This window comes from Nocardioides sp. (genome assembly GCF_035547795.1).
Taxonomy (GTDB): domain Bacteria; phylum Actinomycetota; class Actinomycetes; order Propionibacteriales; family Nocardioidaceae; genus Nocardioides.
In genome coordinates, this window is record NZ_DASZUF010000011.1 from 1 (window position 1) to 23,290 (window position 23,290).

23 protein-coding genes are annotated in these 23,290 nt (G+C 71.6%); 12 read left to right on the top strand and 11 right to left on the bottom strand.

Features of this window, described 5'->3' with window-relative positions; genetic code table 11:
- Together VHA72_RS00710 and VHA72_RS00715 are read right to left on the bottom strand one after the other, a co-directional pair.
- A partial coding sequence (locus tag VHA72_RS00710; RefSeq protein ID WP_325572522.1) for a hypothetical protein occupies positions 1-873 on the bottom strand: 873 nt, incomplete at its 3' end.
- A gap of 22 nt (positions 874-895) precedes the next feature.
- Positions 896-1,378 (bottom strand): NUDIX hydrolase, encoded by a 483-nt coding sequence (locus VHA72_RS00715; protein ID WP_325572523.1) that lies wholly within the window; start codon positions 1,376-1,378, stop codon positions 896-898.
- An 18-nt stretch (positions 1,379-1,396) separates the two neighbouring features.
- On the opposite strand from VHA72_RS00715, the gene VHA72_RS00720 reads away from it, so the two are divergent.
- The gene (locus VHA72_RS00720) at positions 1,397-2,245 is read left to right on the top strand and encodes an aldo/keto reductase (RefSeq protein WP_325572524.1); all 849 of its coding nucleotides are present in this window, start codon (positions 1,397-1,399) and stop codon (positions 2,243-2,245) included.
- Between the two features lie 143 nt (positions 2,246-2,388).
- Here VHA72_RS00720 and VHA72_RS00725 read toward each other — a convergent pair whose 3' ends face one another.
- Genes VHA72_RS00725 through VHA72_RS00745 form a run of 5 tightly spaced genes read right to left on the bottom strand, consistent with a single transcriptional unit; the run spans position 2,389 to position 6,763 of the window.
- Positions 2,389-2,961, bottom strand: a complete 573-nt coding sequence (locus VHA72_RS00725; RefSeq protein ID WP_325572525.1) for a hypothetical protein — start codon at positions 2,959-2,961, stop codon at positions 2,389-2,391.
- A 34-nt stretch (positions 2,962-2,995) separates the two neighbouring features.
- Complete coding sequence (locus VHA72_RS00730; protein ID WP_325572526.1) at positions 2,996-4,471, bottom strand: MFS transporter; 1,476 nt, start codon at positions 4,469-4,471, stop codon at positions 2,996-2,998.
- Positions 4,468-5,370 carry a ferredoxin family protein gene (locus VHA72_RS00735; RefSeq protein WP_325572557.1) on the bottom strand — a complete coding sequence of 301 codons (903 nt, stop codon included), beginning with the start codon at positions 5,368-5,370 and terminating at the stop codon, positions 4,468-4,470. Before VHA72_RS00735 ends, VHA72_RS00730 begins: the two co-directional genes overlap by 4 nt.
- A complete protein-coding gene (locus VHA72_RS00740; RefSeq protein WP_325572527.1) occupies positions 5,367-6,521 on the bottom strand; it encodes a cupin domain-containing protein in 1,155 nt (384 codons plus the stop codon). The genes VHA72_RS00735 and VHA72_RS00740 overlap by 4 nt, the downstream gene beginning before the upstream one ends.
- Complete coding sequence (locus tag VHA72_RS00745; protein ID WP_325572528.1) at positions 6,518-6,763, bottom strand: hypothetical protein; 246 nt, start codon at positions 6,761-6,763, stop codon at positions 6,518-6,520. The genes VHA72_RS00740 and VHA72_RS00745 overlap by 4 nt, the downstream gene beginning before the upstream one ends.
- A gap of 97 nt (positions 6,764-6,860) precedes the next feature.
- Here VHA72_RS00745 and VHA72_RS00750 point away from each other — a divergent pair, with 97 nt between their 5' ends.
- The 3 genes from VHA72_RS00750 to VHA72_RS00760 are packed head-to-tail and all read left to right on the top strand — an operon-like array spanning position 6,861 to position 10,193.
- Entirely contained in the window at positions 6,861-7,463 is a 603-nt protein-coding gene (locus VHA72_RS00750) for a nitroreductase family protein (RefSeq protein ID WP_325572529.1), read from the top strand.
- Positions 7,450-8,766, top strand: a complete 1,317-nt coding sequence (locus VHA72_RS00755) for a M20/M25/M40 family metallo-hydrolase (protein ID WP_325572530.1) — start codon at positions 7,450-7,452, stop codon at positions 8,764-8,766. Before VHA72_RS00750 ends, VHA72_RS00755 begins: the two co-directional genes overlap by 14 nt.
- The gene (locus VHA72_RS00760; RefSeq protein ID WP_325572531.1) at positions 8,763-10,193 is read left to right on the top strand and encodes an MFS transporter; all 1,431 of its coding nucleotides are present in this window, start codon (positions 8,763-8,765) and stop codon (positions 10,191-10,193) included. Before VHA72_RS00755 ends, VHA72_RS00760 begins: the two co-directional genes overlap by 4 nt.
- On the opposite strand, the gene VHA72_RS00765 is transcribed toward VHA72_RS00760, so the two are convergent.
- Positions 10,159-10,683 (bottom strand): DnaJ family domain-containing protein, encoded by a 525-nt coding sequence (locus VHA72_RS00765; RefSeq protein ID WP_325572532.1) that lies wholly within the window; start codon positions 10,681-10,683, stop codon positions 10,159-10,161. The two genes, VHA72_RS00760 and VHA72_RS00765, sit on opposite strands and share 35 nt — an antisense overlap.
- A 146-nt stretch (positions 10,684-10,829) precedes the next feature.
- Between VHA72_RS00765 and VHA72_RS00770 the strand changes: the two genes are divergently transcribed.
- From VHA72_RS00770 to VHA72_RS00785, 4 genes are all read left to right on the top strand, one after another.
- Positions 10,830-11,915, top strand: a complete 1,086-nt coding sequence (locus tag VHA72_RS00770; protein WP_325572533.1) for an HpcH/HpaI aldolase/citrate lyase family protein — start codon at positions 10,830-10,832, stop codon at positions 11,913-11,915.
- Positions 11,912-12,769, top strand: a complete 858-nt coding sequence (locus VHA72_RS00775) for an HpcH/HpaI aldolase/citrate lyase family protein (RefSeq protein WP_325572534.1) — start codon at positions 11,912-11,914, stop codon at positions 12,767-12,769. The genes VHA72_RS00770 and VHA72_RS00775 overlap by 4 nt, the downstream gene beginning before the upstream one ends.
- A 164-nt stretch (positions 12,770-12,933) precedes the next feature.
- Positions 12,934-14,127 (top strand): MFS transporter, encoded by a 1,194-nt coding sequence (locus VHA72_RS00780; protein ID WP_325572535.1) that lies wholly within the window; start codon positions 12,934-12,936, stop codon positions 14,125-14,127.
- 125 nt (positions 14,128-14,252) lie between these two features.
- Positions 14,253-17,561, top strand: a complete 3,309-nt coding sequence (locus VHA72_RS00785; RefSeq protein WP_325572536.1) for a (Fe-S)-binding protein — start codon at positions 14,253-14,255, stop codon at positions 17,559-17,561.
- A 39-nt stretch (positions 17,562-17,600) separates the two neighbouring features.
- On the opposite strand, the gene relB is transcribed toward VHA72_RS00785, so the two are convergent.
- Positions 17,601-18,140, bottom strand: coding sequence for a type II toxin-antitoxin system RelB family anti-toxin (gene relB / locus VHA72_RS00790; protein ID WP_325572537.1), 540 nt, complete (start codon positions 18,138-18,140; stop codon positions 17,601-17,603).
- A gap of 28 nt (positions 18,141-18,168) precedes the next feature.
- On the opposite strand from relB, the gene VHA72_RS00795 reads away from it, so the two are divergent.
- Together VHA72_RS00795 and VHA72_RS00800 are read left to right on the top strand one after the other, a co-directional pair.
- Entirely contained in the window at positions 18,169-19,395 is a 1,227-nt protein-coding gene (locus VHA72_RS00795) for a benzoate/H(+) symporter BenE family transporter (RefSeq protein ID WP_325572538.1), read from the top strand.
- A gap of 26 nt (positions 19,396-19,421) precedes the next feature.
- A complete protein-coding gene (locus VHA72_RS00800) occupies positions 19,422-19,793 on the top strand; it encodes a VOC family protein (protein WP_325572539.1) in 372 nt (123 codons plus the stop codon).
- On the opposite strand, the gene VHA72_RS00805 is transcribed toward VHA72_RS00800, so the two are convergent.
- Complete coding sequence (locus VHA72_RS00805; protein WP_325572540.1) at positions 19,779-20,021, bottom strand: hypothetical protein; 243 nt, start codon at positions 20,019-20,021, stop codon at positions 19,779-19,781. The genes VHA72_RS00800 and VHA72_RS00805 overlap by 15 nt on opposite strands.
- Positions 20,022-20,030: 9 nt before the next feature.
- On the bottom strand, positions 20,031-21,755 hold the full coding sequence (locus VHA72_RS00810; protein ID WP_325572541.1) for a sodium:solute symporter family protein: 1,725 nt from the start codon (positions 21,753-21,755) through the stop codon (positions 20,031-20,033).
- A gap of 88 nt (positions 21,756-21,843) precedes the next feature.
- Between VHA72_RS00810 and VHA72_RS00815 the strand changes: the two genes are divergently transcribed.
- A complete protein-coding gene (locus VHA72_RS00815; RefSeq protein ID WP_325572542.1) occupies positions 21,844-22,389 on the top strand; it encodes a toxin-antitoxin system HicB family antitoxin in 546 nt (181 codons plus the stop codon).
- A 14-nt stretch (positions 22,390-22,403) separates the two neighbouring features.
- Positions 22,404-23,228, top strand: coding sequence for a DUF4097 family beta strand repeat-containing protein (locus tag VHA72_RS00820; RefSeq protein ID WP_325572543.1), 825 nt, complete (start codon positions 22,404-22,406; stop codon positions 23,226-23,228).
- The last annotated feature ends 62 nt before the right edge of the window (positions 23,229-23,290 follow it).

The following is a 23,290-nucleotide window of genomic DNA, read 5'->3' on the forward strand; positions in this document are numbered from 1 at the left end:
CGGGTCCGTGACCAGCGGGTACCATTCGGCCGACTGGTTCAGCCCTGACGCGGCGGCCCACATCAGACCGTCCACCTCGGCGGAGCCGCCCTGGCTGTTGCGGATCGCCTGGAGGTCGGGCGAGACGATGTCCCCGCCGTCGAACAGGTACGACGTCGGCCAGGCCGGCGCTCGGCGCAGGCAGGGGAGGTCCACCAGGTTCGTCGCGCTGTAGCCGGCCGGGACCGTCATGACGATGTCTCCGTCGGCCGCCGGTGCCAGCGTGGGGGCGGCGGCCGACGGTGCCGCGGTGACGTGGTAGGTGCCGCTGGAGTCTGCGGTGAGGTAGACCACATCGCTGAGATAGAGCGCGTCGTGCGCCTTGCTGACGGCCAGCGGCCGGGCCGCCGCGGTGGCCCGCTTCTTCGCCCTCTTCCGACCCTTCTTGGTCGCGCCCTTCTTCTTCAGCGTGGCCTTGAGCTTCTTCGCCTTCGCCTTCGCAGCCTTCGTCGCGGCCCTCTTCGAGGTCCCCTTCGCCGAGACCGCCTTCGTCGTCACCCCCGCCGCGCTGGCGGTCTGCGTGGTGGTCGCCGCGGCACCGGCCGCACCGTCGGGACAGACCGATTGCGTCACCGCGACGGTCGCCGAACCCTGCGTCACGGTCAGCACGATCTTCGCGGCGTACACGTGCTTCTTGATCTTGCGGATCGTCGGCTTGGCGGCCTTGATCGTGGGTTTCTTCGCCGCCGACGCGTGCTGGCTGGCCGTGATCAGGCTCGGGGCACACGACGCCTCCGCTGACCCCGACACCGCCCCCGACAGCGTGACCAGGCCACCCGCGACCAGCGGGAGTACGGCGATCAGCGCACCGCGACTTCCAGCTCCGAACCCCATCTGCCAACTCCGATCACTCGCATCACCCGCGCTCCCCGCCGCGGCCCTCAGATCGTGCCAAGAGGCCCAGCCCGGTGTCGACCATGCTCACCCGAGACAGCTCGGCCACCTCGGCCAGCGGGAACCAGCGGGCCTCGTCGGTGGTCCCGTCCGCCTCGGCGGTGAGCCGCCCGCCCACGATCTGGGCGGCGAAGAAGACCCGGACCGCCTTCAGCGGCCGGGCAGTGTCCTGTGCCCGCTCGGCGGCGGCGAAGACGTCGGTCTCGATGCCGAGCAGCTCGGTGAGCCGGACGTCGTACCCGGTCTCCTCGCGCACCTCTCGGACCGCGCCCTCCTCGACCGTCTCGTGCAGCTCGACGCCGCCGCCGGGCAGCGTCCAGCGCTTGCGCTCCTGTTCGTTCCACAGCGCGAGCAGCAGCTGGCCGTCACGGACGATCACCGCGTACGCCGCCAGACGGGTGTCGTACTCGGTGTAGTGGGGGGCCGGATCGGGCACGTGGGTCACATGCCTATTGTCGAACACATGACCGTTCCGTCGCTCACCCTCAACGACCAGACGACCATTCCCCAGTTCGGCCTCGGCGTGTGGCAGGTGCCCCCGCAGGAGTGCGAGCGCGTGGTGACCGACGCCCTCGAGCTCGGCTACCGGCACATCGACACCGCCCAGATGTACGCCAACGAGCAGGCTGTCGGCGCCGCCATCGCGAAGTCCGGCCTGCCCCGCGACGAGCTCTACGTGACCACCAAGCTCAACAACAACGTCCACGAGCCGGCCCGCGCCAAGCAGTCGCTCGAGGAGTCGCTCGAGCGGCTGGGCCTGGACCGGGTCGACCTGTTCCTCATCCACTGGCCGCTGCCGACACGGTACGGCGGCGACTACGTCTCGACGTGGCAGGCACTCATCGAGCTGCGCGAGGCCGGGCTGACCCGCTCGATCGGCGTGTCCAACTTCCAGCCGGCCCATCTCGACACCATCGTCGAGGCGACCGACGTCCTGCCGGCGGTCAACCAGATCGAGGTGCACCCCTACTTCGCCAACGAGGAGGCCCGAGCCGCGACCCTGCGCCACGGCGCGCTGGTGGAGTCGTGGTCGCCGCTGGGCCAAGGTGGCGGCGAGCTGACCGACCCGGTGGTCACCGCCATCGCCGATCGGCACGGCAAGACGCCGGCCCAGGTGCTGCTGCGCTGGCAGATCGACCGCGGCGACATCGTCTTCCCCAAGTCGATGCACCGCGAGCGACTGGCCGAGAACGCCGCCCTCTTCGACTTCGCCCTCTCCAGCGACGACGTCGCCGCGATCAGCGCCCTGGACAGGGGCGAGGCCGGCCGCTGCGGCCCCAACCCCGACGTCTTCGACTGGATCCCCGCCTGAGCCGATGCCCGTCCGGCGGGTGTGCCCGGCCGACTCGATGGTCGGGTAGTTCGGGGAGAAACGGTCTATTACTCGCCAGTAAGCCGACCGTTTCTCCCCGGACTACCCCCGCGCGACGCGGCCACGCACGGTGCCGTATGAGGTCAGCCGACCTGCACCCGGACGACGTTGGAGACCAGCCCCGAGCTGGTGTCGCGCATCCGGAACTGCTGCTGGCCGGTTTGACCGGTCTGGACGTACGTCGAGAACTGACCGCCGCTGACCGCGACGTTGACCGACAAGAAGTCCTGCCACTTCCCGTCGAGCTTGCGCTGCACCTGCAAGATGGCGCCCTCGCCGCCGGGGTAGATGCCGGTCAGGTCGATCCGCTGCATCGGCGCAACCGAGGTCTCGCCGGCCGAGAGCGTGATCTGCGGGGCCGTCGAGGAGGCCTCGGTCGGCAGGGCGCTCAGGGTGGTCAGACTGGTCTCGTCGCTCGGCGAGGAGCCCTTCCCGGGTGACAGCGTCACCAGCGGGCCGCTCGGGGTCGGCGTGGGCGTGGGGGTGGGCAGGTAGAGGGTCTGGTCGGCGCTCGACGTACCGCCGTTGTCGCCGCTCAGCCCGAGCACTCGGGTCGCCACCAGCGTGACCACGCCGAGGACGAGACCCACGACCAGTCCCACCGAGACCAGGGCGACCAGTCCGGTGACGATCGGGTTCCGTTCCTGCTGCGCCACGGCGACATCCTCTCAGGTGCCGCCAACCGCCGGATCAGTGCCGCCGGAGCCGCTCGGGTAGCAGCGGCTCGGCGTCGTCCTCGGCGGTCGCGTCGACGCCGGGGCGCACGTGCGTCCCGGTCGGCGGCGAGGGCAGGGCCTTGTCGCCGGCCAGCCAGGCCTCGATGTCGGGAGCGCGCAGTCGAGCACCCGACAGGGCGGGTACGGCGAGAGCGGCGATCAACCCGGCTGCGGCCACGACCGCCATCGCGAGGAACCCGTCGTGCCCTGGCGCCACCGCGACCACGATCGGCGCGACCGCGTAGGTCGCCATCGAGCGCAGCAACTGGACCAGCGCGAACGCCCGTCCGAGCTGCTGGGACGGCATCCCGAGGCCGATCAGGAACAGTCCCGGCGACACGGTCGCGCCGGCGCCGATGCCGAGCAGCAGGACAGCGGGCAGCACCGCCGCCGGGGTGGAGGAGTCCGTCAGCAGCAGGACGACACCACCGGCGAGGGCGACCAGGCCGACGTCGACGAGCACCGGTACCCAGCGGGTGGCGAACAGCCGCCAGAACGCCACCGAGGCCAGCGCGGCACCGACCGGCGCCGGCCAGAACAGCAACGCCGCCTGGGCGGCCGAGCGCCCCGTCATGAGCTGGGTCTGCAGCAGCTCCGCGGTGGCCACGAAGCAGGCACCGCCGACCATCGCGACGATCAGTCCGGTGACGGGCAGCTGGGTGGTGAGGGCGGAGACCGGGATGAGGGCGTCGTGGCGCCGTACCTCCACCGCGAGGAGGGCCGCCAGGGCGATCATTCCGATCACGAACGGCAGCCACACCTCCGGCGCGCGCACCGACGACCCGGCGACCAGCGAGGCTGCCAGGAAGGTCGCGACGGTGGCCACGACGACCAGCAGCAGCGCGGTGACGTCGACCGGCCGCTCCGGCTCGGGCGGGTCGAACGGCTCGTAGCCGTCGTGTGCCACGGCCAGTCCGATCAGGCCCAGCAGGGCGGTGGCGCCGAGCAGCCAGCGCCAGCCGTCTCCGCCGGTGACCAGGCCACCGATGAGCGGCCCGAGCGCACTGACCCCGAAGAGCCCGACGTTGACGATCGCGGCACTCAGCGCCACCCGCGCCGCGCCGAACCGGGTGACCAGCGGCGGTAGTGCGCTGATCAGCATCGCACCGGCCGCCAGCCCGGCCAGCACTCGGCCGAGGGCGAAGACCGGCAGGTCGGGCGCGAGCGCGGAGGCTGCCGAGGCCACCACGAAGAGCAGCTCGCCGCCGAGGAACACCCGGCGGGCGGTGTGCCGCAGCACCCGCTGAGCGGCGAGGACCGCCCCGACGGCGTACCCGGCGCTGCTCAGGCCGAGGACCACCCCGACCGCCACCCGGCCGGCGCCGAGATCCTGTTGAAGCCGGGACTCCAGCGGCAGGAACGACGTGGAGACCACCGTGTTCGGACACAGGCCCAGCAGCGCGATCGCCACCGCGATCGGGTAACGGCCGCGCAGATGGGCACCGGTCACGGCTCGGCCCGGCCGATCCGGAGGATCTGGTGTCGCACCGCCGGCTGCGGCCGCCCGGCCCGACAGGTCAGCTCCACCGGCTCGGTCGCGGTGGTGCGCACGGAGACGGCGTAGAGGTCGTCGCCGTCGGCGAAGGTCGCGGTGGTGACCTCTCCGTCGACCACCCGCGCGACCAGCCGCGGCCCCGGCGGGTCGAGTCGGCCCAGCTCGCGGCGCAGCGTGATGTCGGCGGCCTGGACCGGCATCGGATAGCCGGTCCGGCCGCGCAGGTGGTCCAACTCGAGCTCGCCGGCCAGCCGCGCCCGCGCGACGGCGATCGCCGCCTCCGGATCGAGTCGACCGTAGTAGAGCCCGTCGGGGATCAGCAGCATGCTGGCCGCGAACCTGTCGCCGCCCAGGTGCGAGACCTCCCACGACCGTTCCGGGAACCGCTCCCCCAGCGCCGCCGCCACCGGGCGGCCGCGCTCGGCGCAGCACACATCGTGCCGACCGTGCGTGCACACCGCGAAGACCGGCTCCTCCTGCCGCTCCAGCCCCAGCGACCGGCCCGCCCGCAGCGCAGCCAGGTCGAGATCGAGCAGCGCCCGCGGGTCACGGACGGTGGTGGTCTCGGCCCAGGTGAAGGGTGGCCGCGCATGGACGACGAAGACCCGGTGCCTGCTGATCGGCGTTCGCGCCCGCCCGGGGCGGCGGATCAGCAGCAGTCGTACGCCGGCCCGCTCGGCGTGACTCCGCAGCTCGGCGCCGAACCCGCCGTCGGTCCAGCGGGCATCCCGGGTGGCGTCCAGCCCCCAGGGCCCGGGATGCTCGACCAACACGAATGCGGGCACCGTGGACGCACTGCCGGCGAGACCCTCGCCGCGGTCCTCGCTGGCAGCCGAGCAGCGCAGGCCGCTCAGCGCGACTCCTCAGTGTCCTCAGTGTCCTCTGTGTCTATGACGTCGTCGACGACCTCGAGCAGCCCCTCTCGCACCAGCCGGCGGCACAGCACCCGCCGGGCCTGCTCCCCCAGCGGCAGGTCGGCGGGCCGGAACGTCGTCCTGGCCCGGATCGCCTCCATCGCCGGCCGCAGCCGGGCCGGCATCGCCACGGCCCGATCGCCGAGCAACACCTCGATCCGGTCCTCGCCGGCCGGCACCAGCACGCACGGCCGGCCGGGGCGTCGGCGCAGCGGCGTGTCGTCGCCGACCTCCACCAGGGCGTCGCGCAGTCCGCCCCGCAGCCGCGGCGACCGACCGGTGAGGAAGCGTCGTACCTCCTCCGCGGCGGTCTGTGCCGGATCGACCGCCCCGACTCGCTCGGCCAGCGTCGCCAGCCGCTCCGCGAGCCCGGCGCGCAGGGCGGCGGGATCGTCCAGGTAGCCGGCCGGGAGGTGGTCCTCGGGCGGCAGCACCTGTTCGACGGCGCGACGCAACAGCCCGCGCCAGGTGAGCTGGTTGATGCCGATGGTGACATGCAGCGAGACCGTCTCCCGCGCCCGCGCGGCGTGCGGGGTACCGGTGGGCAGGTAGAGGCAGAGACCGGGCACCATCGTGATCGCCTCGACGCCGTCGTCGGTGTGCACCTCCCAGTCCTTGCTGCCGGCGGTCTGGAAGACAAAGACGTCGTGGGTGTCGCTGTGCACCGCGAAGCCCTGCGATCCCGGCGGGGTGAGATAGGCGTTGGCCTGGCAGGGATGACCCAGCTCCAGCTCCAACTCGGCGATCAGGTCCGCCAGCGGCGGGTGGTAGCGATGCAGCCCCTGGAAGACGATCGTCGCGCCGCCCCGGAACAGCTCCAGCGCCTTGGCGGGGTCGACCAGCCCGGTGAGCTGTTGCCCGGCGATGGTGGCCTGCCGGGTGTACGACGCCTGCCCGAGCACCGCACCGTCCCGGGCCACCCGGATCGCCGGCGTGCGGATCGCGGAGGAGGTCAGCAACGCATCCGCGTCATCGAGCGAAAGTAGGTCGACCAGCGCGCCGGTGTCCGCGCGATGGAGGTGGGTGCGGGACGCCCAGATCTTCTCCACGAAGAGCCGGGCGTCCCCGCTCAGCAGGTCAAGTGCGGTCACAGAGCCACGCCGTCGGTCCCGTCACCGTCGGTGCCGTCCGTCCCGTCACCGTCGGTGCCGTCGGTCCCGTCACCGTCGGTGCCATCCGTGCCGTCACCGTCGGTGCCATCCGTGCCGTCGGTGCCGTCACCGTCGGTCCCGTCGGTCCCGTCGGCGTCGCCGCCCGGCGTACCGCCGGTGCCGGTGCCGTAGCTCGTGGTGAGGTCGTCGTCGCTGAGCGACTCGTCGGGCAGATCGGTCATGGGTGCCTCCAAGGTTGAGCGGGCAGGTTCGCGCGCTCGGTACCCCGCAACGCCGACCCGCAGTCACCCGGCGGTCCGATGCGGCATGCTGCGAGGCATGGAGTTCCAGGACGTCGTCCGCCGCCGCCGCATGGTGCGCCGCTACACCGCCGATCCGGTGGCGCCTACCCAGCTCGACCGGATCCTGAGCAACGCGGTCCGCGCCCCCAGCGCCGGGTTCTCACAGGGCTGGTCGTTCCTGGTGCTCGATACCCCCGAACAGGTCGCGCGCTACTGGGACATCTTCACCGGCGATGCGGAGTGGGAGGCCGACGGTTGGCTGCGCGGCATGCGCACCGCACCGGTGCTGATCCTGCCGTGCTCGTCGAAGGCCGCCTACCTGTCCCGCTACGCCGAGCCCGACAAGGGCTGGACCGACCAGGACGAGGCGCGCTGGCCGATGCCGTTCTGGCACATGGACACCGCGATGGCGGTGCTGCTGATGCTGCAGACCGCGGTCGACGAGGGCCTGGGCGCCTGCTACTTCGGCATCCCGCCGAACCACGACGCGCAGGTGCGCGAGACCTTCGGCATCCCACCGGACTGGGACCCGATCGGGGTGGTCTCGGTCGGCCATCCCGACACCGGTGGCGCGCAGGGATCGCCCCGCCGCCGGGCCCGCATCCCGATGGAGCAGGTGGTGCACCGTGGCCACTGGTGACGCGGTCGCCCGCCTCCAGGAGCTCATCCGCGTCCCGACGGTGAGCGACCGCGATCCCGACCGGGTCGATGACCGGCCGTTCGCCCAGCTGCTCGAGGCGCTCACCGCGCTCTATCCGCGCCTGCACACCCTCGAGACGACGTACGTCGGCGGCCACGGCCTGCTCGTCCACTGGCCGGGCACCTCCGCGGAGCGCCCGGTGGTGCTGATGGCGCACCTCGACGTGGTGCCGGCCGTCGGTACCTGGACCCACGATCCGTTCGGCGCCGATGTCGACGAGGACGCGATCTGGGGCCGGGGCACCCTCGACGACAAGGGCTGTGTGGCGGCGATCTGCGAGGCGGTGGAGGGGTTGCTCGCCGACGGCGTCACGCCGGCCCAGGACGTATGGCTCAGCTTCGGCTGCGACGAGGAGGTCTCCGGCGGAGCCGCCCCGGCGGCGGTCGAGGAGCTGCGCCGGCGCGGCGTCCGGCCGTGGTTCGTGCTCGACGAGGGTGGCGCGGTGGCCGCCGAGGCGTTCCCCGGCGTGCGTCCGGCGCTGGCCGTCATCGGGGTCACCGAGAAGGGCACCACCTCGCTGCGGCTGACCGCGACCGGGGACGGCGGCCACGCGTCGGTGCCGCGCCGCGGCGGCCCGACCGCACGACTGGCCCGCGCCATCACCCGGCTCGACACCCTCGCCATGCCCGCACACCTGCCCGAGCCGACGGTGGAGCTCTTCCGCCGGATCGCCCCACACCTGCCCGGGGCCGCCCGGCCGGTGGTCGCCAACCTGGGCCGGGTCTCCCCGCTGGCGGCCCGGCTACTGCCGCTGGCCGGTGACGAGGCGGCGGCGATGCTGCGCACCACGCTGGCGGTGACCACGCTCGAGGCCAGCCCGGCGATCAACGTGATCGCCTCCAGCGCGAGCGCCGGCGTGAACGCTCGGGTGATGGTGGGAGACACCGTCGACCAGGTCGTCGCGGCGGTACGACGCGCGATCCGCGACGACACCGTCACTGTCGAGGTACTGGAGGCGAACGAGCCCAGTCCGATCAGCCCCCGTGACGACGCCTTCGAGCTGATCGAGACGACCGTCGGCGAGATCTTCCCCGAGGCCGTGCCCACGCCGTACGTGATGATGGCGGCCACCGACTCCCGCTTCTTCACCGCGATCTGCGACCGGGTCTACCGATTCGCGCCGTTCCGGATGGACAAGGCCCAGCGCGCCTCCATCCACGCCGCCGACGAGCACCTGCGGGTGGAGGACTTCCTGCTCGGGATCGACTGGTACCGCCGGCTGATCGAGCGGCTGCCCCGATGAGGCGGTCGGTCTGGTCGGTGGTCGGCCTGCTGGCCCTGATGGAGCTGGCCAGCGGCATCCTGCAGGGCTACTACACGCCGATCTACACCGACATCGCCCACCACCTCGGGATCAGGGATGCCGACGTCAACTGGTTCGAGGCGGCCCAGCTGATCGTCTCGGCGATCCTGGTGCCGCCACTGGCCCGGCTCGGTGACCAGGTCGGGCACAAGCGGGTGCTGGTCTGGTCGACGTTCGTGACCGCGGCCGCGACCTGGGGCGAGGTGGCTGCGCCCGGCTTCGGCACGTTCCTGGTCGCCTGGGCGGTCGTGGGCGTGTACGTCGTCTGGCTGCCGATCGAGGTGGCGGTGGTCTACCTGCGGGCCGACGGCGACGAGCAGCTCACCCGCCGCGGCGCCGCCCTGCTGGTCGCGGTGCTGGAGCTGTCGGTGATCCTTGGGGCCGGTCTCTCGGGCGCGATCGTGGGACCGCTGCCGATGGCCGTCGTGCTCGCCGTACCCGGTGTCGTGGTGACGCTGGTCTGGCTCGCCATCTGGCGCTGGCTGCCGGCCACGACCCCGCGCTCGGGTGGTGGGCTGGACTGGCCGGGCCTCGGCCTGCTCACCCTGATGCTGGCCCTGCTGATGGGTGGCCTGGTCGTGGTGCGGGTGCAGGGCCCGGGCTCGGTGCTGGCCTGGCTCCTGGTGCTGCTCGGGCTCGCGACGACGGTGCCGTTCTGCCGGCTCGAGGCCGACACCGCCGAGCCGCTGGTCGACGTCCGACTGCTGGCCTCGCGCCGGCAGTGGCCGCTCCAGCTGGTCACCGGCCTGTTCGGCATGGCCGTGCTGGGCGCGCAGATCCCGCTGTCGACGTTCGCCCGCACCAAGCCGGCGGCCGGCTACGGGCTGGGGGCCGGCGCCGGCTACGTGTCGGTCCTGATCGCGCTCTACGTGGTCACGATGGCAATCGGCTCGTTCCTCTACCCGCCGGTGGCGCGGCGACTGGGTGAGTACCGCGGCCTGGGCTGCGCCGCGCTGTTGGTGGCGCTGGGCTACGCGCTGTGGCTGCCCCTGCACGCCAGCACCGGCCAGGGCCTGGTCAACATGGCCGTCGCCGGCGTCGGGTCGGGCGCGCTGCTCGGCGGCCTGCCCGCCGCGGCCGCGGCCGCCGCCCCACCCGACCGCACCGGGATGGCGACCGGGCTGACCAACGCGATCAAGACCCTCGGCGGAGCGATCGCCTCGGCCATCTTCGCGATCGCGCTCTCGGCCACCGGCTCCATCGCCGACCCGGCCCGCGGCCACGCCCCGCTCTCGGGCTACCTCACCGTCTGGGGTGTCTGCGCCGCCGCCGGCCTGGTCTCGGCAGCGGTCCTCTTCTCCGTCGAGAGGTCACTTTCGGCGGGTCGAGTGGTCACTTCCGGCGAAGCCACCGGCGCCGGCGCCTGACTGGCTGGTCCCGGTCGGCCGGCGCGGGCCGCCTCGCCGTACGCCGCTCCCGCCAGGCCGCCACCGTCTCCTCCACGTCGCGAGGCATCGTGATCAGCGGCGGCCCCGACGGGAGCGAGTAGCGCGCCTTGATCACCCGGGCGTTGAAGTCCTCCACCAGCTCGCGCGCAGCCTGCTCGGTGGCCTGCTCGTCGAGCAGATCGTCGAGCGCTGCGTCGTCCTTGCGCAGCTGGATGCTGGGCGGCAGTACGACGAGCTGCTCGCGCTCGACCAGTTTCTTCAGCCACCAGTCCGGGTCGTGCTCCGCGCCGAGGCCCTCGATCGGTTTGCCGGCACCCGGCAGGTCGTCGAAATCACCACGCGCGATCGCCTGTTGCACCTGCAGGTCAACCCACGAGTGCGCGTCCCGGAGCCGGCGGCGCGCGGCCGCCCTGCTTTCCGCGTCGCTGAGCGGCTCGACCCGGACCTCGGGGAACTCCTCCTCGGCCATGCCACCAGGCTACGCGTGTGACCTACGCCGTACCGGCGGGTAACGGCCGCCGCTAGGCTCGCGCGCATGAGCGAACGCAGTGAGCGAATCATTCAATGCCGCGCCGCGCGTGCCTCATGCGCGCCCGCAGCGGAGCGAGGACGCGCATGAGCCACAAGTCAGCCAAGGACTTCTTCGCGCCGCTGGCGGTGGGTGCGCCGGCGCCGCTGCGTGAGATCCCGGCACGCCCCAGCCGCGCCATCCACTTCTTCGACCCGGGCAACCCGAAGATGGCCGCGAAGGTCCCGGACATGGTCGGCACCGTCGACGTCCTGCTCGGCAATCTCGAGGACGCCGTCAAGGCGGAGAACAAGGACGCCGCCCGCGCCGGCTTGGTGAAGATCGGCCAGGAAGTGGACTTCGGGGCGACCCAGTTCTGGACCCGGATCAACTCCCTCGACAGCCCCTGGGTGCTCGACGACCTGACGACGCTCGTCCCGGCGATCGGGCAGAAGCTCGACGTGATCATGGTGCCCAAGGTGCAGGGCGCCGAGGACATCCACTACATCGACCGGATCCTCGCCCAGCTCGAGGCCAAGGCCGGCCTGACCAAGCCGCTGCAGGTGCACGCGATCCTGGAGACCGCGCGCGGCGTGGCGAACATCGAGGAGATCTGCGCCGCCAGCCCGCGCATGCAGGGCCTCTCGCTCGGCCCGGCCGACCTGGCCGCGGACCGCCGGATGAAGACCACCCGCGTCGGCGGCGGGCACCCCGGCTACCTGGTGCGTCGGGACCCGGAGCGCGGCGAGGACGGTGCCCCGCTCTACGACGGCCCGCGCACCACCTACCAGCAGGACCTGTGGCACTACACCATCGCCCGAATGGTCGACGCCTGCGCGACCCACGGGATCTTCCCGTACTACGGCCCGTTCGGGGACATCAAGGACACCGTCGCCTGCGAGGACCAGTTCCGCAATGCGTTCCTGCTCGGCTGCGTCGGTGCCTGGTCGCTGCACCCGGTGCAGATCAAGATCGCCAACAAGGTCTTCTCCCCCAGCGTGGAGGACGTCAGGCACGCCCGTCGCGTCATCGCCGCGATGGGCGACGGCACCGGAGCGGTCATGCTCGACGGCAAGATGGAGGACGACGCCTCGGTCAAGCAGTGCAAGGTCATGGTCGAGCTCGCTGAGCAGCTCGCCGCGATCGACCCCGACCTCAAGGCGCTCTACGACGGCATCGAGGTGGAGGCATGAGCGCGTTCCGCCCCCGCCGCTCCGTCCTCTACATGCCCAGCTCCAACGAGCGGGCGCTGGAGAAGGCCAAGACCCTCCCGGTCGACGCGCTCATCCTCGACCTCGAGGACGCGGTCGCGCCCGACGCGAAGGAGCAGGCGCGGCTCAACGCCGCGGCCGCCGTCACCAGCGGCGAGTACGGCGCCAAGGAGCTCACCATCCGGATCAACGGCGCCGACACACAGTGGCATGAGGCCGACCTGGCCGCCGCCGCGGAGGCCGGCCCCGCGGCCATCGTCGTACCGAAGGTGAACAGCGCCGACGCGGTCAGGTCCCTGGTCGACTCCTTCGACCGGGCCGGCGTCCCGCCGACCACGACGCTGTGGGCGATGATCGAGTCGCCGTACGCAATCTTGCACGCCGAGGAGATCGCGGCCGCCTCCGAGCGGCTCAACGTGCTGGTGCTCGGCACCAACGACCTGGTCAAGGAGCTGTTCATCGACCACGTCCCCGGCCGCGGGCCGATCACGACGGCGCTGCAGCTGGCGGTGCTCGCGGCGCGCGCGACCGGCAAGGTCGTGCTCGACGGTGTCTACAACGACGTGAAGAACATCGACGGCTACCTGGCCGAGGTCGAGCAGGGCCGGCAGCTCGGCTTCGACGGGAAGACGATCATCCACCCCGGCCAGATCGAGGGCGCGAACGCCGGCTTCGCCCCCAGCCCGGAGGCGGTCGAGAACGCCCGTGGCCTCATCGAGGCCTGGGAGGCATCGACCGGCGGCGTGGCGACCTACCAGGGCAGGATGGTGGAGAACCTGCACGTCGAGTCGGCCCGCCGCACCCTCCAGATCGCCGAAGCCATCGCGGCCCTCTAACCCCCGCCGAGAGGTCACTTTCGGCCCGTTGAGTGTCCAGTCGCCGGACACTCAACGCGCCGAAAGTGACTCTTCGACGATGGGGGCGGTCTGATGGGTCACAGTGGTCTCACATCGTAAGAACCGAGTCTCATTTTTCGGGATCACGGGTCTTTACTGACGACGTGACAGTCCTCGCCGAGCCCGCCGTCGTCGGATCAGCGCGCCGCTGGGCGATGCTCGCGGTGAGCACGCTGGCACAGGCGGCAGCGGTGATCGCGAACAACGGCGTCGCCTACCTCATCCCGACGCTGCACGGCCACGACGGCTACTCGCTGGCGACGGCCGGCGCGATCGCCGCGGCGCCGTCGTTCGGCGTGATGGCCTCGCTGGTCGGGTGGGGCTGGCTGGCCGATCACCGCGGCGAGCGGCTGGTGCTGCTGTCCGGTCTGACCGCGACGGCAGTCTGCTCCGCGGCCGCCGCGCTCACCCACGGCATCGCACTGCTGTGGGTGCTGCTCTTCCTCGCCGGTGCCGGCTCGTCGGCGGCCAACTCCGCCTCGGGCCGGGTGGTCGTCGGCTGGTTCCCGCCACATCGACGCGGGCTGGCGATGGGCATCCGACAGATGGGCCAACCGATGGGCATGGCCGTCGGCGCGGTCACCATCGCGATCGTGGCCGCCCACCACGGCGTCCACGCCGCACTGTGGGTGCCGGCGATCGCCACCCTGGTCGCCGCCGGTGGCGTCGCGCTCGTCGTGCTCGACCCGCCCCGACCGGAGAAGCGCGCCGGCAGCGCACCCAACCCCTACCGCAAGGACTCCTACCTCGCCCGGATCCACGGGGTGTCGGTGCTGCTGGTGGTGCCGCAGTTCATGATCGGCACGTTCATGCTGGTCTGGCTGACCGACGCCCGCCACTGGAGTACGGCGGCCGCCGGCACCCTGGTCGCCGTCGCCAACATCCTCGGCGCCCTGGGCCGGATGGCGTCGGGCCAGCTCTCGGACGTGGTCCGCAGCCGGATGCGACCGCTGCGCTGGGTGGCCATCGCCGCCGGCGCGACGATGGTGCTGCTCGGGATCACGGCCGGGCTGGGGTGGTTCGTCGCCGTACCCCTGATCGTGGTCGCCTCCGTGCTCACCGTCGCCGACAACGGACTGGCGTTCACCGCGGTCGCGGAGCGGGCCGGGCCGTTCTGGTCGGGGCGTGCGCTCGGCCTGCAGAACACCGCCCAGTTCCTCACCGCCGCCGTCACCGGACCGGTCGGTGGACTCGCGGTCGCCCAGCTCGGCTACGCCTGGACGTACGTCGTCACCGGCGTGCTGCCCATGCTGGCCATCGGGCTGGTCCCGGTGCGCGGTGAGCGCACGCCGGAGTGACCACCGGGAGCCAGCCAAGTTACCAGCGGGTAGGATCAGCGTCACGCCGACAGGGGTGCCGTGCGCCGCGCGGTGCCCCTAGGCTCGGCTAGCCCACGTCGAGCACCTCGAGGAGTCCGACCCGCATGTTCCAGACCATCGCCATCGTCCTGGCGCTCGTGCTGACCGTCTACACGGCTTATGTGCTGGTGAAGGCCATCCGGTCGATGCTCGGCGTCCTGCGCGTCGGCCAGCCGACCGTCGGGCGCACCACCGACCCCGGCCGGCGCTGGGCGACGATGCTCGTGGAGACGTTCCTGCACACCCGGATGTTCCAGTGGCGCTGGGTCGGCGTCATGCACTGGTTCGTCTACTTCGGCTTCATCATCCTCTCCAGCGCCGTGGCGACCGGCTTCGTGCAGCTCTTCGACCCGAAGTGGCAGCTGCCGATCATCGGCCACTGGTTCGTCTACGAGTGGGTGTGCGAGGGCATCGGCGTCCTCTCCACGATCGGCATCGTCTTCCTGATCGTCTACCGCCAGCTGCGCCACCCGCGCGAGCTCGGCCGCGGCAGCCGGTTCTTCGGCTCGACGTTCTGGCAGGCGTACTTCGTCGAGTTCATGGCGCTGCTCGAGGGCGCCGCGATCCTGTTCATCCGTGGCGCCGAGCAGCGCTACGAGGTGGCGCTGGGCGAGCACCGCAGCAACTTCCACTTCCCGATCTCGCACCTGCTCGGTGGGATGTACGGCGACACCGAGGGCGCGCTCAAGAACGCCGTCATCGCGATCGCCCTGGTCAAGGTGCTCTCCGCGCTCGTCTGGCTCGACGTGATCGCGCTCAACCTGACCATGGGCATCGCCTGGCACCGCTTCACCGCGTGGGTCAACATCTGGTTCAAGCGTGAGTCCAAGGGCCGCGACACCGACGGCGCCACCACCGCCCTGGGCGCCATGAAGCCGCTGGTCTCCGGCGGCAAGGTGATCACCCTCGACGACATCGACGACCTGGACGAGGACGCCACCCTGGGCGTCGGCACCATCGCCGACTTCTCCTGGAAGGGCATCCTCGACTTCACCACCTGCACCGAGTGCGGCCGCTGCCAGTCGCAGTGCCCGGCCTGGAACACCGAGAAGCCGCTCTCCCCCAAGCTGCTGATGATGGGCCTGCGTGAGCACGCGTACGCCGCCGCGCCGTACCGCGAGGGCAGCGCCGAGCGCCGCGAGCTGCCGCTGATCGGCAAGACCGACCAGGATGCCTCCGCCGGCGAGGGCGCCGAGGTGCTGGACTGGTTCTACAACCCCGAGGGCGGCGAGTTCGTCATCGACGAGGACGTGCTGTGGTCGTGCACGTCGTGTGGTGCCTGTGTGCAGCAGTGCCCGGTCGACATCGAGCACGTCGACCACATCATGGACATGCGCCGCTACCAGGTGCTGGTCGAGTCGAACTTCCCCACCGAGCTCAACGGGCTGTTCAAGGGCCTGGAGAACAAGGGCAACCCGTGGAACATGTCTCCCACCGCCCGTCTCGACTGGGCCAAGGACCTGCCGTTCGAGGTCAAGGTCGTCGGCGACTCGATCGAGTCGCTGGAGGAGGTCGACTGGCTGTTCTGGGTCGGCTGCGCGGGCGCGTACGAGGACCGCGCCAAGAAGACCACCCGTGCGGTCGCGGAGCTGCTCGACATGGCCGGCGTCTCCTTCGGCGTACTCGGCAACGGCGAGACCTGCACCGGTGACCCGGCCCGCCGCGCGGGCAACGAGTTCGTCTTCCAGGGCCTGGCGAGCGCGAACGTGGAGACGTTCAAGGAGTACAAGGTCAAGAAGGCCGTCACGACCTGTGCGCACTGCTTCAACACGCTGAAGAACGAGTACAAGGAGTTCGGCATCGAGCTGGAGGTGGTGCACCACACCCAGCTGCTGAACAGACTCGTCCGCGAGGGCAAGCTGACCCCGATCTCCGACGGCGCCGGCGCGCACAAGCGCTCGATCACCTACCACGACCCCTGCTACATCGGTCGGCACAACGGCGTCTACACCCCGCCGCGCGAGCTCCTCCAGATCCTCCCGGGCGCGGAGTACGTCGAGATGCCGCGCAACTCCGAGCGCTCCTTCTGCTGTGGCGCAGGCGGTGCCCGGATGTGGATGGAGGAGAAGATCGGCACCCGGATCAACCGCAACCGCACGGACGAGGCCGTCGCCACCGGCGCGGACCAGATCGCGGTCGGCTGCCCGTTCTGCCGGGTGATGCTCTCCGATGGCCTGACCGCCGCTCAGGCCGACGGCAGCGCCCGTGAGTCGGTCGAGGTACTCGACGTCGCCCAGATGCTGTTGGCCTCGGTCAAGGGCGAGCAGGCCACCAAGCTGCTGCCCGGCGAGGGGGCTCCCGCGGGCGCCGCCGCTGCGGCGGCGAAGGCGGCCCCAGCTGCCGCTCCCGCCGGCGCCGACGTCGCCACCAAGGCCGAGCCGTCGGCCGGCGACGTGACGATCACGCCCGACACGGCCGTCGAGACCGCCGACGCCGGCCCCGCCGCGAAGGCCTCCGGTGGCTCGTCGCTCTTCGACACCCCCGCCGAGCCGGCCGCTCCGGCCTCGGGTGGGTCGCTGTTCGACACTCCTGCCCCGGCCGAGCCGGCGGCTCCCGCGGCTCCGGCCTCGGGTGGGTCGCTGTTCGACGAGGGTGGGTCGCTGTTCGACACGCCGGCGGCGCCCGCCGAGCCCGCTCCTGCCGCGGAGAAGCCCGCCGAGGCCCCGACCGCGCAGCAGCCCGACACCGACCTCGGTGCGGGCGGGTCCCTGTTCGACATCCCCGCCGAACCCGCCGCCGAGGCCGAGCCCCAGCCCGACGCCTCGGGGACCGCCGAGGCAGCTCCCGCCGCCGAGAAGCCGAATGCCCCCGTAGCACAGGCCGCGCAACCGAGCCTGGACCTGGGCTCGGGCGGATCCCTGTTCGACATCCCGGCCCAAGCCCCCGACGAGCCGACCCCGGCCACCGAGGCCGCCCCGGCCGCGGAGCCCACCCCGGTGGCGAAGCCGGAGCCAACCCCGACCAACGAGGCCGAGCCCGACGCCGAGGCCGCGACGACCGCGCCGGTAACGGCACCGGCGAGCTCAGGCGGCGCCGCGCACGCACCGCACACCGACGTGGCGATCGACGAGCTGGGCTCGCTGTTCGACATCGAGGCCCCGACCCCGACGGGCGCCGAGGCAACCGCCGCCCCGGCCGTCGAGCCAGCCGAGCCCACCGAGGCGAGCGAGCCCGAGGCCACCCCGGAGTCGGCGAGCGAGGAGCCCGTTGAGGAGCCCGCGCCCGACGACGCGCCGGCGACCCCCGCGCCCGCGACCCCCGCGCCCGCTGCCCCGGCGCCCGCTGCCCCGGCGCAGAAGCCGAGCTCCGGCGAGGATCACACGCCACGCACGGACGTCGACATCAACGCCGGCGGGTCGCTCTTCGACCTGTAGCGGATCCGGTCGTGGCGTCTGCGGCGTACCCGGTGCGCCTCAGACTCCGCGACCGTCGGTCAACGGCGTCCGGATGGTCAGCACCGCCTCGACGGGCGCCACGCCGAGCACCTCGTACCCGTGCTCGGCGTCGCTGACCCACGTCGCCGTCTCGCCCGGACCCACCTCGACCTCCCGGCCGAGTACGCCGACCCGCGCGCGGCCGTGTGTCACCAGCAGGTGCTCGACCACACCGGGCCCATGGGCACCCGACCGGTGCGCCGCCCCCGGCTCTAGGTGCAGCAGGTAGACCTCGACGATGCCGTCCTCGCGGCGGGTCGCGTCCAGCAGCCGGGCGCCGATGCCGGGCGAGGCGATCCGGGATCCGGGCTCGGCCAGCAGCGCTGCCAGCGGTACGCCGAGCGCCCCGGCCAGGGCGTAGAGCGTGCTCAGGGTCGGGTTGCGCGTGCCATGCTCGATCTCCGACAGCGAGCCCTTGCCCACCCCGGCCCGATCCGCCAGAGCGCTCAGCGACAGACCACAGGCGTCGCGCGCCGCGCGCAACCGCGCACCGATGGCGACGGCCAGGACCGGGTCCACGCGGCACAGCCTACGATATGTTCCGTATATGGAACGCTGGCACATGCTCAGCTCGGGCGCCGTCGCCGCGCTGGTCGGCTTCGGCAGTTCGGCGATGGTCGTCATCGCCGGCCTCCGCGCCGTCGGCGCCACCCCGACGGAGGCCGCCTCCGGCCTGCTCGCGCTCTCGGTCACCCAGGGTCTCGGCACGATCTGGCTCACCCGGCGCCATCGCCTGCCCGTGCTGCTGGCCTGGTCCACGCCCGGCGCCGCGCTGCTGGCCAGCACCGGACACGTCCCGGGCGGCTGGCCGGCGGCGCTCGGCGCATTCCTCGTCGGCGGCCTGCTGATCCTGCTCACCGGATCGTGGCCGCGGCTCGGCCGGGTGATCGCCTCGATCCCCGCCTCACTCGCTCAGGCGATGCTCGCCGGCGTACTCCTCGAGCTGTGCCTGGCGCCCGTCCACGGTGTGACCGCCCATCCCGCGCTGGTGGCTCCGCCGCTGCTGGTCTGGCTGGCCCTCCTGCGCTGGGCCCCGCGCTGGGCCGTTCCCGCCGCCTTCGTGGTGGCGATGCTGGCCCTGACGATCTGGATCGCCCATCACGGCGGCGCCGACGGGCCACTGCTTCCCCATCTCCAGGCACATCGCCCGACGCTGACCTGGGCCGCCCTGCTGTCGATCACCGTGCCGCTCTACCTGGTCACGATGGCCTCGCAGAACGTGCCGGGCGTGGCGGTCCTGGCCTCCTACGGATACGACGCACCCTGGCGGCCGGCCATGACCGTCACCGGGATCGGTACGGCGCTGGGGGCCGCCGCCGGTGGACACGCGATCAACCTGGCGGCGATCACCGCGGCGCTGGTCGCGTCGCCCGAGGCTCATCCGGAGCACGAGCGGCGATGGCGGGTCGCCGAGATCACCGGCTGGTCCTACCTGGTGCTCGCGCTCGGTTCGACCGCGCTGACGACCGTGGTCGCCGCCGCACCGGACGGCGTGGTCACCGCCGTCGCCGGCATCGCGCTCGCCGGCACCCTCGCCTCGGCACTGGCCGCCGCCCTGTCCGAGCAGGAAGACCGGATCGCCGCCGTGGTCACGTTCGTGGTGGCGGGCAGCGGGATCAGCGCCTTGGGCATCGGCGCCGCGTTCTGGGCGCTGGTCGCCGGCCTGACGACGCGGCTCGCCACCCGCCCTCGCTCCGATCGAGCCGGGCGAACGCAGACCGCGAGCACGCGGCGCGAGCCGCTTGGTGACCACCCGCCTGCAGATGTATCTTGACATCAAGATACATCGGAGGCGCCACCATGATCACCGGACTCGACCACGTCCAGGTCGCCATCCCGCGGGGCGGCGAGGCCACCGCCCGCGGCTTCTACCGCGAACTGCTCGGCATGACCGAGATCCCCAAGCCGCCCGCGCTGGCGGCACGCGGCGGCTGCTGGTTCGAGTCCGGAAGGGCGGTGCTCCACCTCGGCGTCGAGGAGCCGTTCCGGCCGGCGCGCAAGGCGCACCCGGCGTTCCTGGTCTCCGACCTCGACGCCCTCGCCGCGGTGCTGGTCGCACGGGGCCACGAGGTCACCCCCGCCGATGGTGAGCGTCCGGGGATCAGGCGCTTCCACACGTTCGACCCGTTCGGCAACCGCATCGAGTTCCAGCAGGCATCACCGCTCGGGTGATGACGGCCTCTCCTTCACCACGATCGGCCGGAGTCTCGCCCAGGCCATGAACACCACGCCTACCACCAGCAGCACCGCGCCGCCCCACCAGTTGTCGGAGTTGTGGGTGCCCTTCGGCGCGCCGCTGTGGAACGCCGCGGTCAGCAGCAGGATCACGCCGTAGAGCGCGAGCAGTGCGCCGATGACGTTGCGGATGTCGAAGGCGCCAGCAGTCTTGCGTTCACTCATCTCCGGCTCCTAGAAGATCGCGTTGAGGACGATGACGATGACCAGTGCCACGCCGGCGAGCGGGACCGGCCGCTGATACCACGGGTACGACGCGGCGTCCTCGTCGACCAGGTCGCTGCGCGGCGTCTCGGAGTAGACCAGCCCCTTGAGCTCGCCGGCCGGCTTGGGCCGGGTGACCAGCGAGACGATCACCGAGAGCACCACGTCGACCACGAACGCCGCCCCCGCGGCGACGAACGACGTGCCTTGCCCGGTCAGGTTCAGCGTGCCGGTCGACCACGAGCCGAAGCCGTCCTTGCTCAGGAATGCGATCGCCACGGCCGACAGCGTGCCGAAGACCAGTCCCACCCAGCCCGCGGTGGAGGTCATCCGCCGCCAGAACATGCCCAGGATGAACGTCGCGAACAGCGGCGCGTTGAAGAAGCCGAACAGGGTCTGCAGATAGTTCATGATGTTGGAGAAGTTCGACGCGATGCCCGCGGTGAACACGGCGATGACGGTGGCGGCGACGGTCGCGACCCGTCCGACGTTCAGGTAGAACGAGTCCTCTCGGTCCGGCGCCACGTAGCGCTCCCAGATGTCGTAGGACAGCACCGTGTTGAACGCGGAGATGTTCGCCGCCATGCCGGCCATGAACGACGCCAGCAGACCGGTGATGGCCACACCGAGCAGACCGTTGGGCAGCAGGTCGCGCATCAGGTAGATCAGCGCGTCGTTGAACGTCACGCCGTTGCCCGAGGAACCGCCCGGCACCGATCCACCCGCCTTCACCTTGGCGATCTCGGTGACGAGGACGGCGGCGATCATGCCGGGCAGGATCGTGATGAACGGGATGAAGATCTTCGGGAAGGCACCGATGATCGGGGTGTTGCGCGCGGCCGTGATCGACTGCGAGGCCATCGCCCGCTGCACCTCGACGAAGTTGGTCGTCCAGTAGCCGAACGCCAGCACGAAGCCGAGCCCGAAGACGATCCCGAGCACCGACAGGAACGACGAGGAGAAGCCGGTCAGGTCGTTGCCCGGCCAGGAATGCAGTTGCTGGGAGGCGGCGGCCACGCCGTGGTGCGAGGCGGCCGCGGTGATCTTGTCCTTGAGCCCGCCCCAGCCGCCAACCCGGTGCAGGCCGATGATGGTCAGCGGCGCGAGCGCGGCCACGATGACGAAGAACTGCAGCACCTCGTTGTAGATCGCCGCCCGCAACCCGCCCAGGGTGATGTAGGACAGCACGATGGCGGCGGCCACGATCAACGCCACCCACAGCGGCCAGCCGAGCAGCGCGTGCACGATCGCGCCGAGCAGGTAGAGGTTGATGCCCGCGATCAGCAGCTGCGCGATCGCGAACGAGATCGAGTTGACCAGATGGGCTCCGGGGCCGAAGCGGCGGAGCATGAACTCCGGCACCGACCGCACCTTCGAGCCGTAGTAGAACGGCATCATCACGATGCCGAGGAACAGCATCGCCGGGATCGCCCCGATCCAGAAGTAGTGCACGCTCGGCAGGCCGTACTGCGCGCCGTTCGCACTCATCCCCATGATCTCGACGGCGCCGAGGTTGGCCGAGATGAACGCCAGCCCGGTCACCCACGCCGGCAGTGAGCGGCCGGAGAGGAAGAAGTCGACCGAGTCCGAGACGCCCCGGCTGGCGAGCAGTCCGATCCCGAGGACGAACACGAAGTAGGCAGCGATGATCACGTAGTCGATCCAGGACGCCTGGATCAGAGTCAGGCTGTACACGCCACTCGGTGTCCGATTCCGGACACCGCAAACGCGCGACATCACTTCTCCCTTGTCATGACATCATAGTGATGTCATAGTGGTGCGCATGGACATCACGCCGTACGTCGAAAGTCTGCGCCGAGATCTGCTCGCCGCGGCCGAGGCGGCCGGACCGGAGGCGCGGGCCGCCGCCGAGCGGCTCAGTTACGCCCTGGACCCCTCCGCCCGCCTCGCCCTGATGGAGGCCATCTCGCAGGCCGCTGCCGAGATCACCGCCGAGCTGCCGTCGGGGACCGTCGACGTGCGGCTTGCCGGTCGGGAGCTGGAGTTCGGCCTGCACCTGCCGCCCCCGCCGCAGCCGGACGCCGCCACCCCCGACACCGACGCCGAGGAGCCCGACGAGGGCAATCTCGCCCGGATCACGCTGCGCATCCCCGAGTCGGTCAAGGCCAGGGCGGAGGAGTTCGCCACCAGGGCGAACGTCTCCCTCAACACCTGGCTGGTCAACGTCGTCCGCGCCGCCACCCGCGACGGCGCGATCAACATCGACCTCGACCTCTCCTCGATCAACACCTCCATCAACACCGCCCTCAACGACGCCCTCGGCGGCCTGCGCCAGCACGGTGGACGCCGGATGACGGGCTGGATCTGACCTCAGGAGCAGCCATGACCACACGCGACTTCGAGACCCACGACCCGGTCGAGCTCTACGTGCAGCTCGGCAAGGGCAACCTCACCATCACCGCCACCGACACCCAGGAGAGCCATGTCGAGATCAGCGGGCGCGACACCGAGCGCGTCCTGGTCGAGCAGAGCGGCAACCGCATCTCGATCATCGACCAGCAGGGCAGGAGCCCCTTCAACTTCACCTACCCGGGGTACGACGTCACCGTGGTGGTGCCCACTGCGAGTCGTCTTGCGGTGAAGACCGGCAGCGCCGCCGTGACCGTGGCCGGCTCGGTCGGCGCCAGCCTGGTCCGGACCGGCTCCGGCGAGGTCGACCTGGAGCGGCTCACCGGCGCCTCCGCGGTCGACACCGGCTCCGGCCGGATCGCCGTCCACGAGTCGCTGGCCGAGCTGCGGGTCAAGTCCGGCTCCGGTGATGTCTCCATCGGCACCACCGGCGCGGCCGTGGTCGTCTCCACCGGCTCCGGCGACGTCGAGCTGGGTCGAACCCGCGGGCCGGTCAGCGTCAAGACCGGCTCGGGCGACCTGCGGGTCGTCGACGCCGACGCCGACGTCAGCCTGAGCACCGGCTCCGGTGACCTCGAGGTGACCCGGGTGCGCCGCGGCAAGATCGTCGGCAAGGGCGCCTCCGGCGACATCCGGGTGGGGATTCCCCAGGGCATCCCGGTGTGGACCGACATCACCACCGTCACCGGCCAGATCCGCTCCGGCCTGCGCGGCGCCGGCCAGCCGGCCGACGGGCAGGACCACGTCGAGCTGCGCGCCCGCACCGTCAGCGGCGACGTCACCCTCGTCGAGGTGTGAGCCCCACCGGCCCACCCCGCCAAAGTGTCACCGTGACAGTTTGGGCGTGTAGTGACACTTCC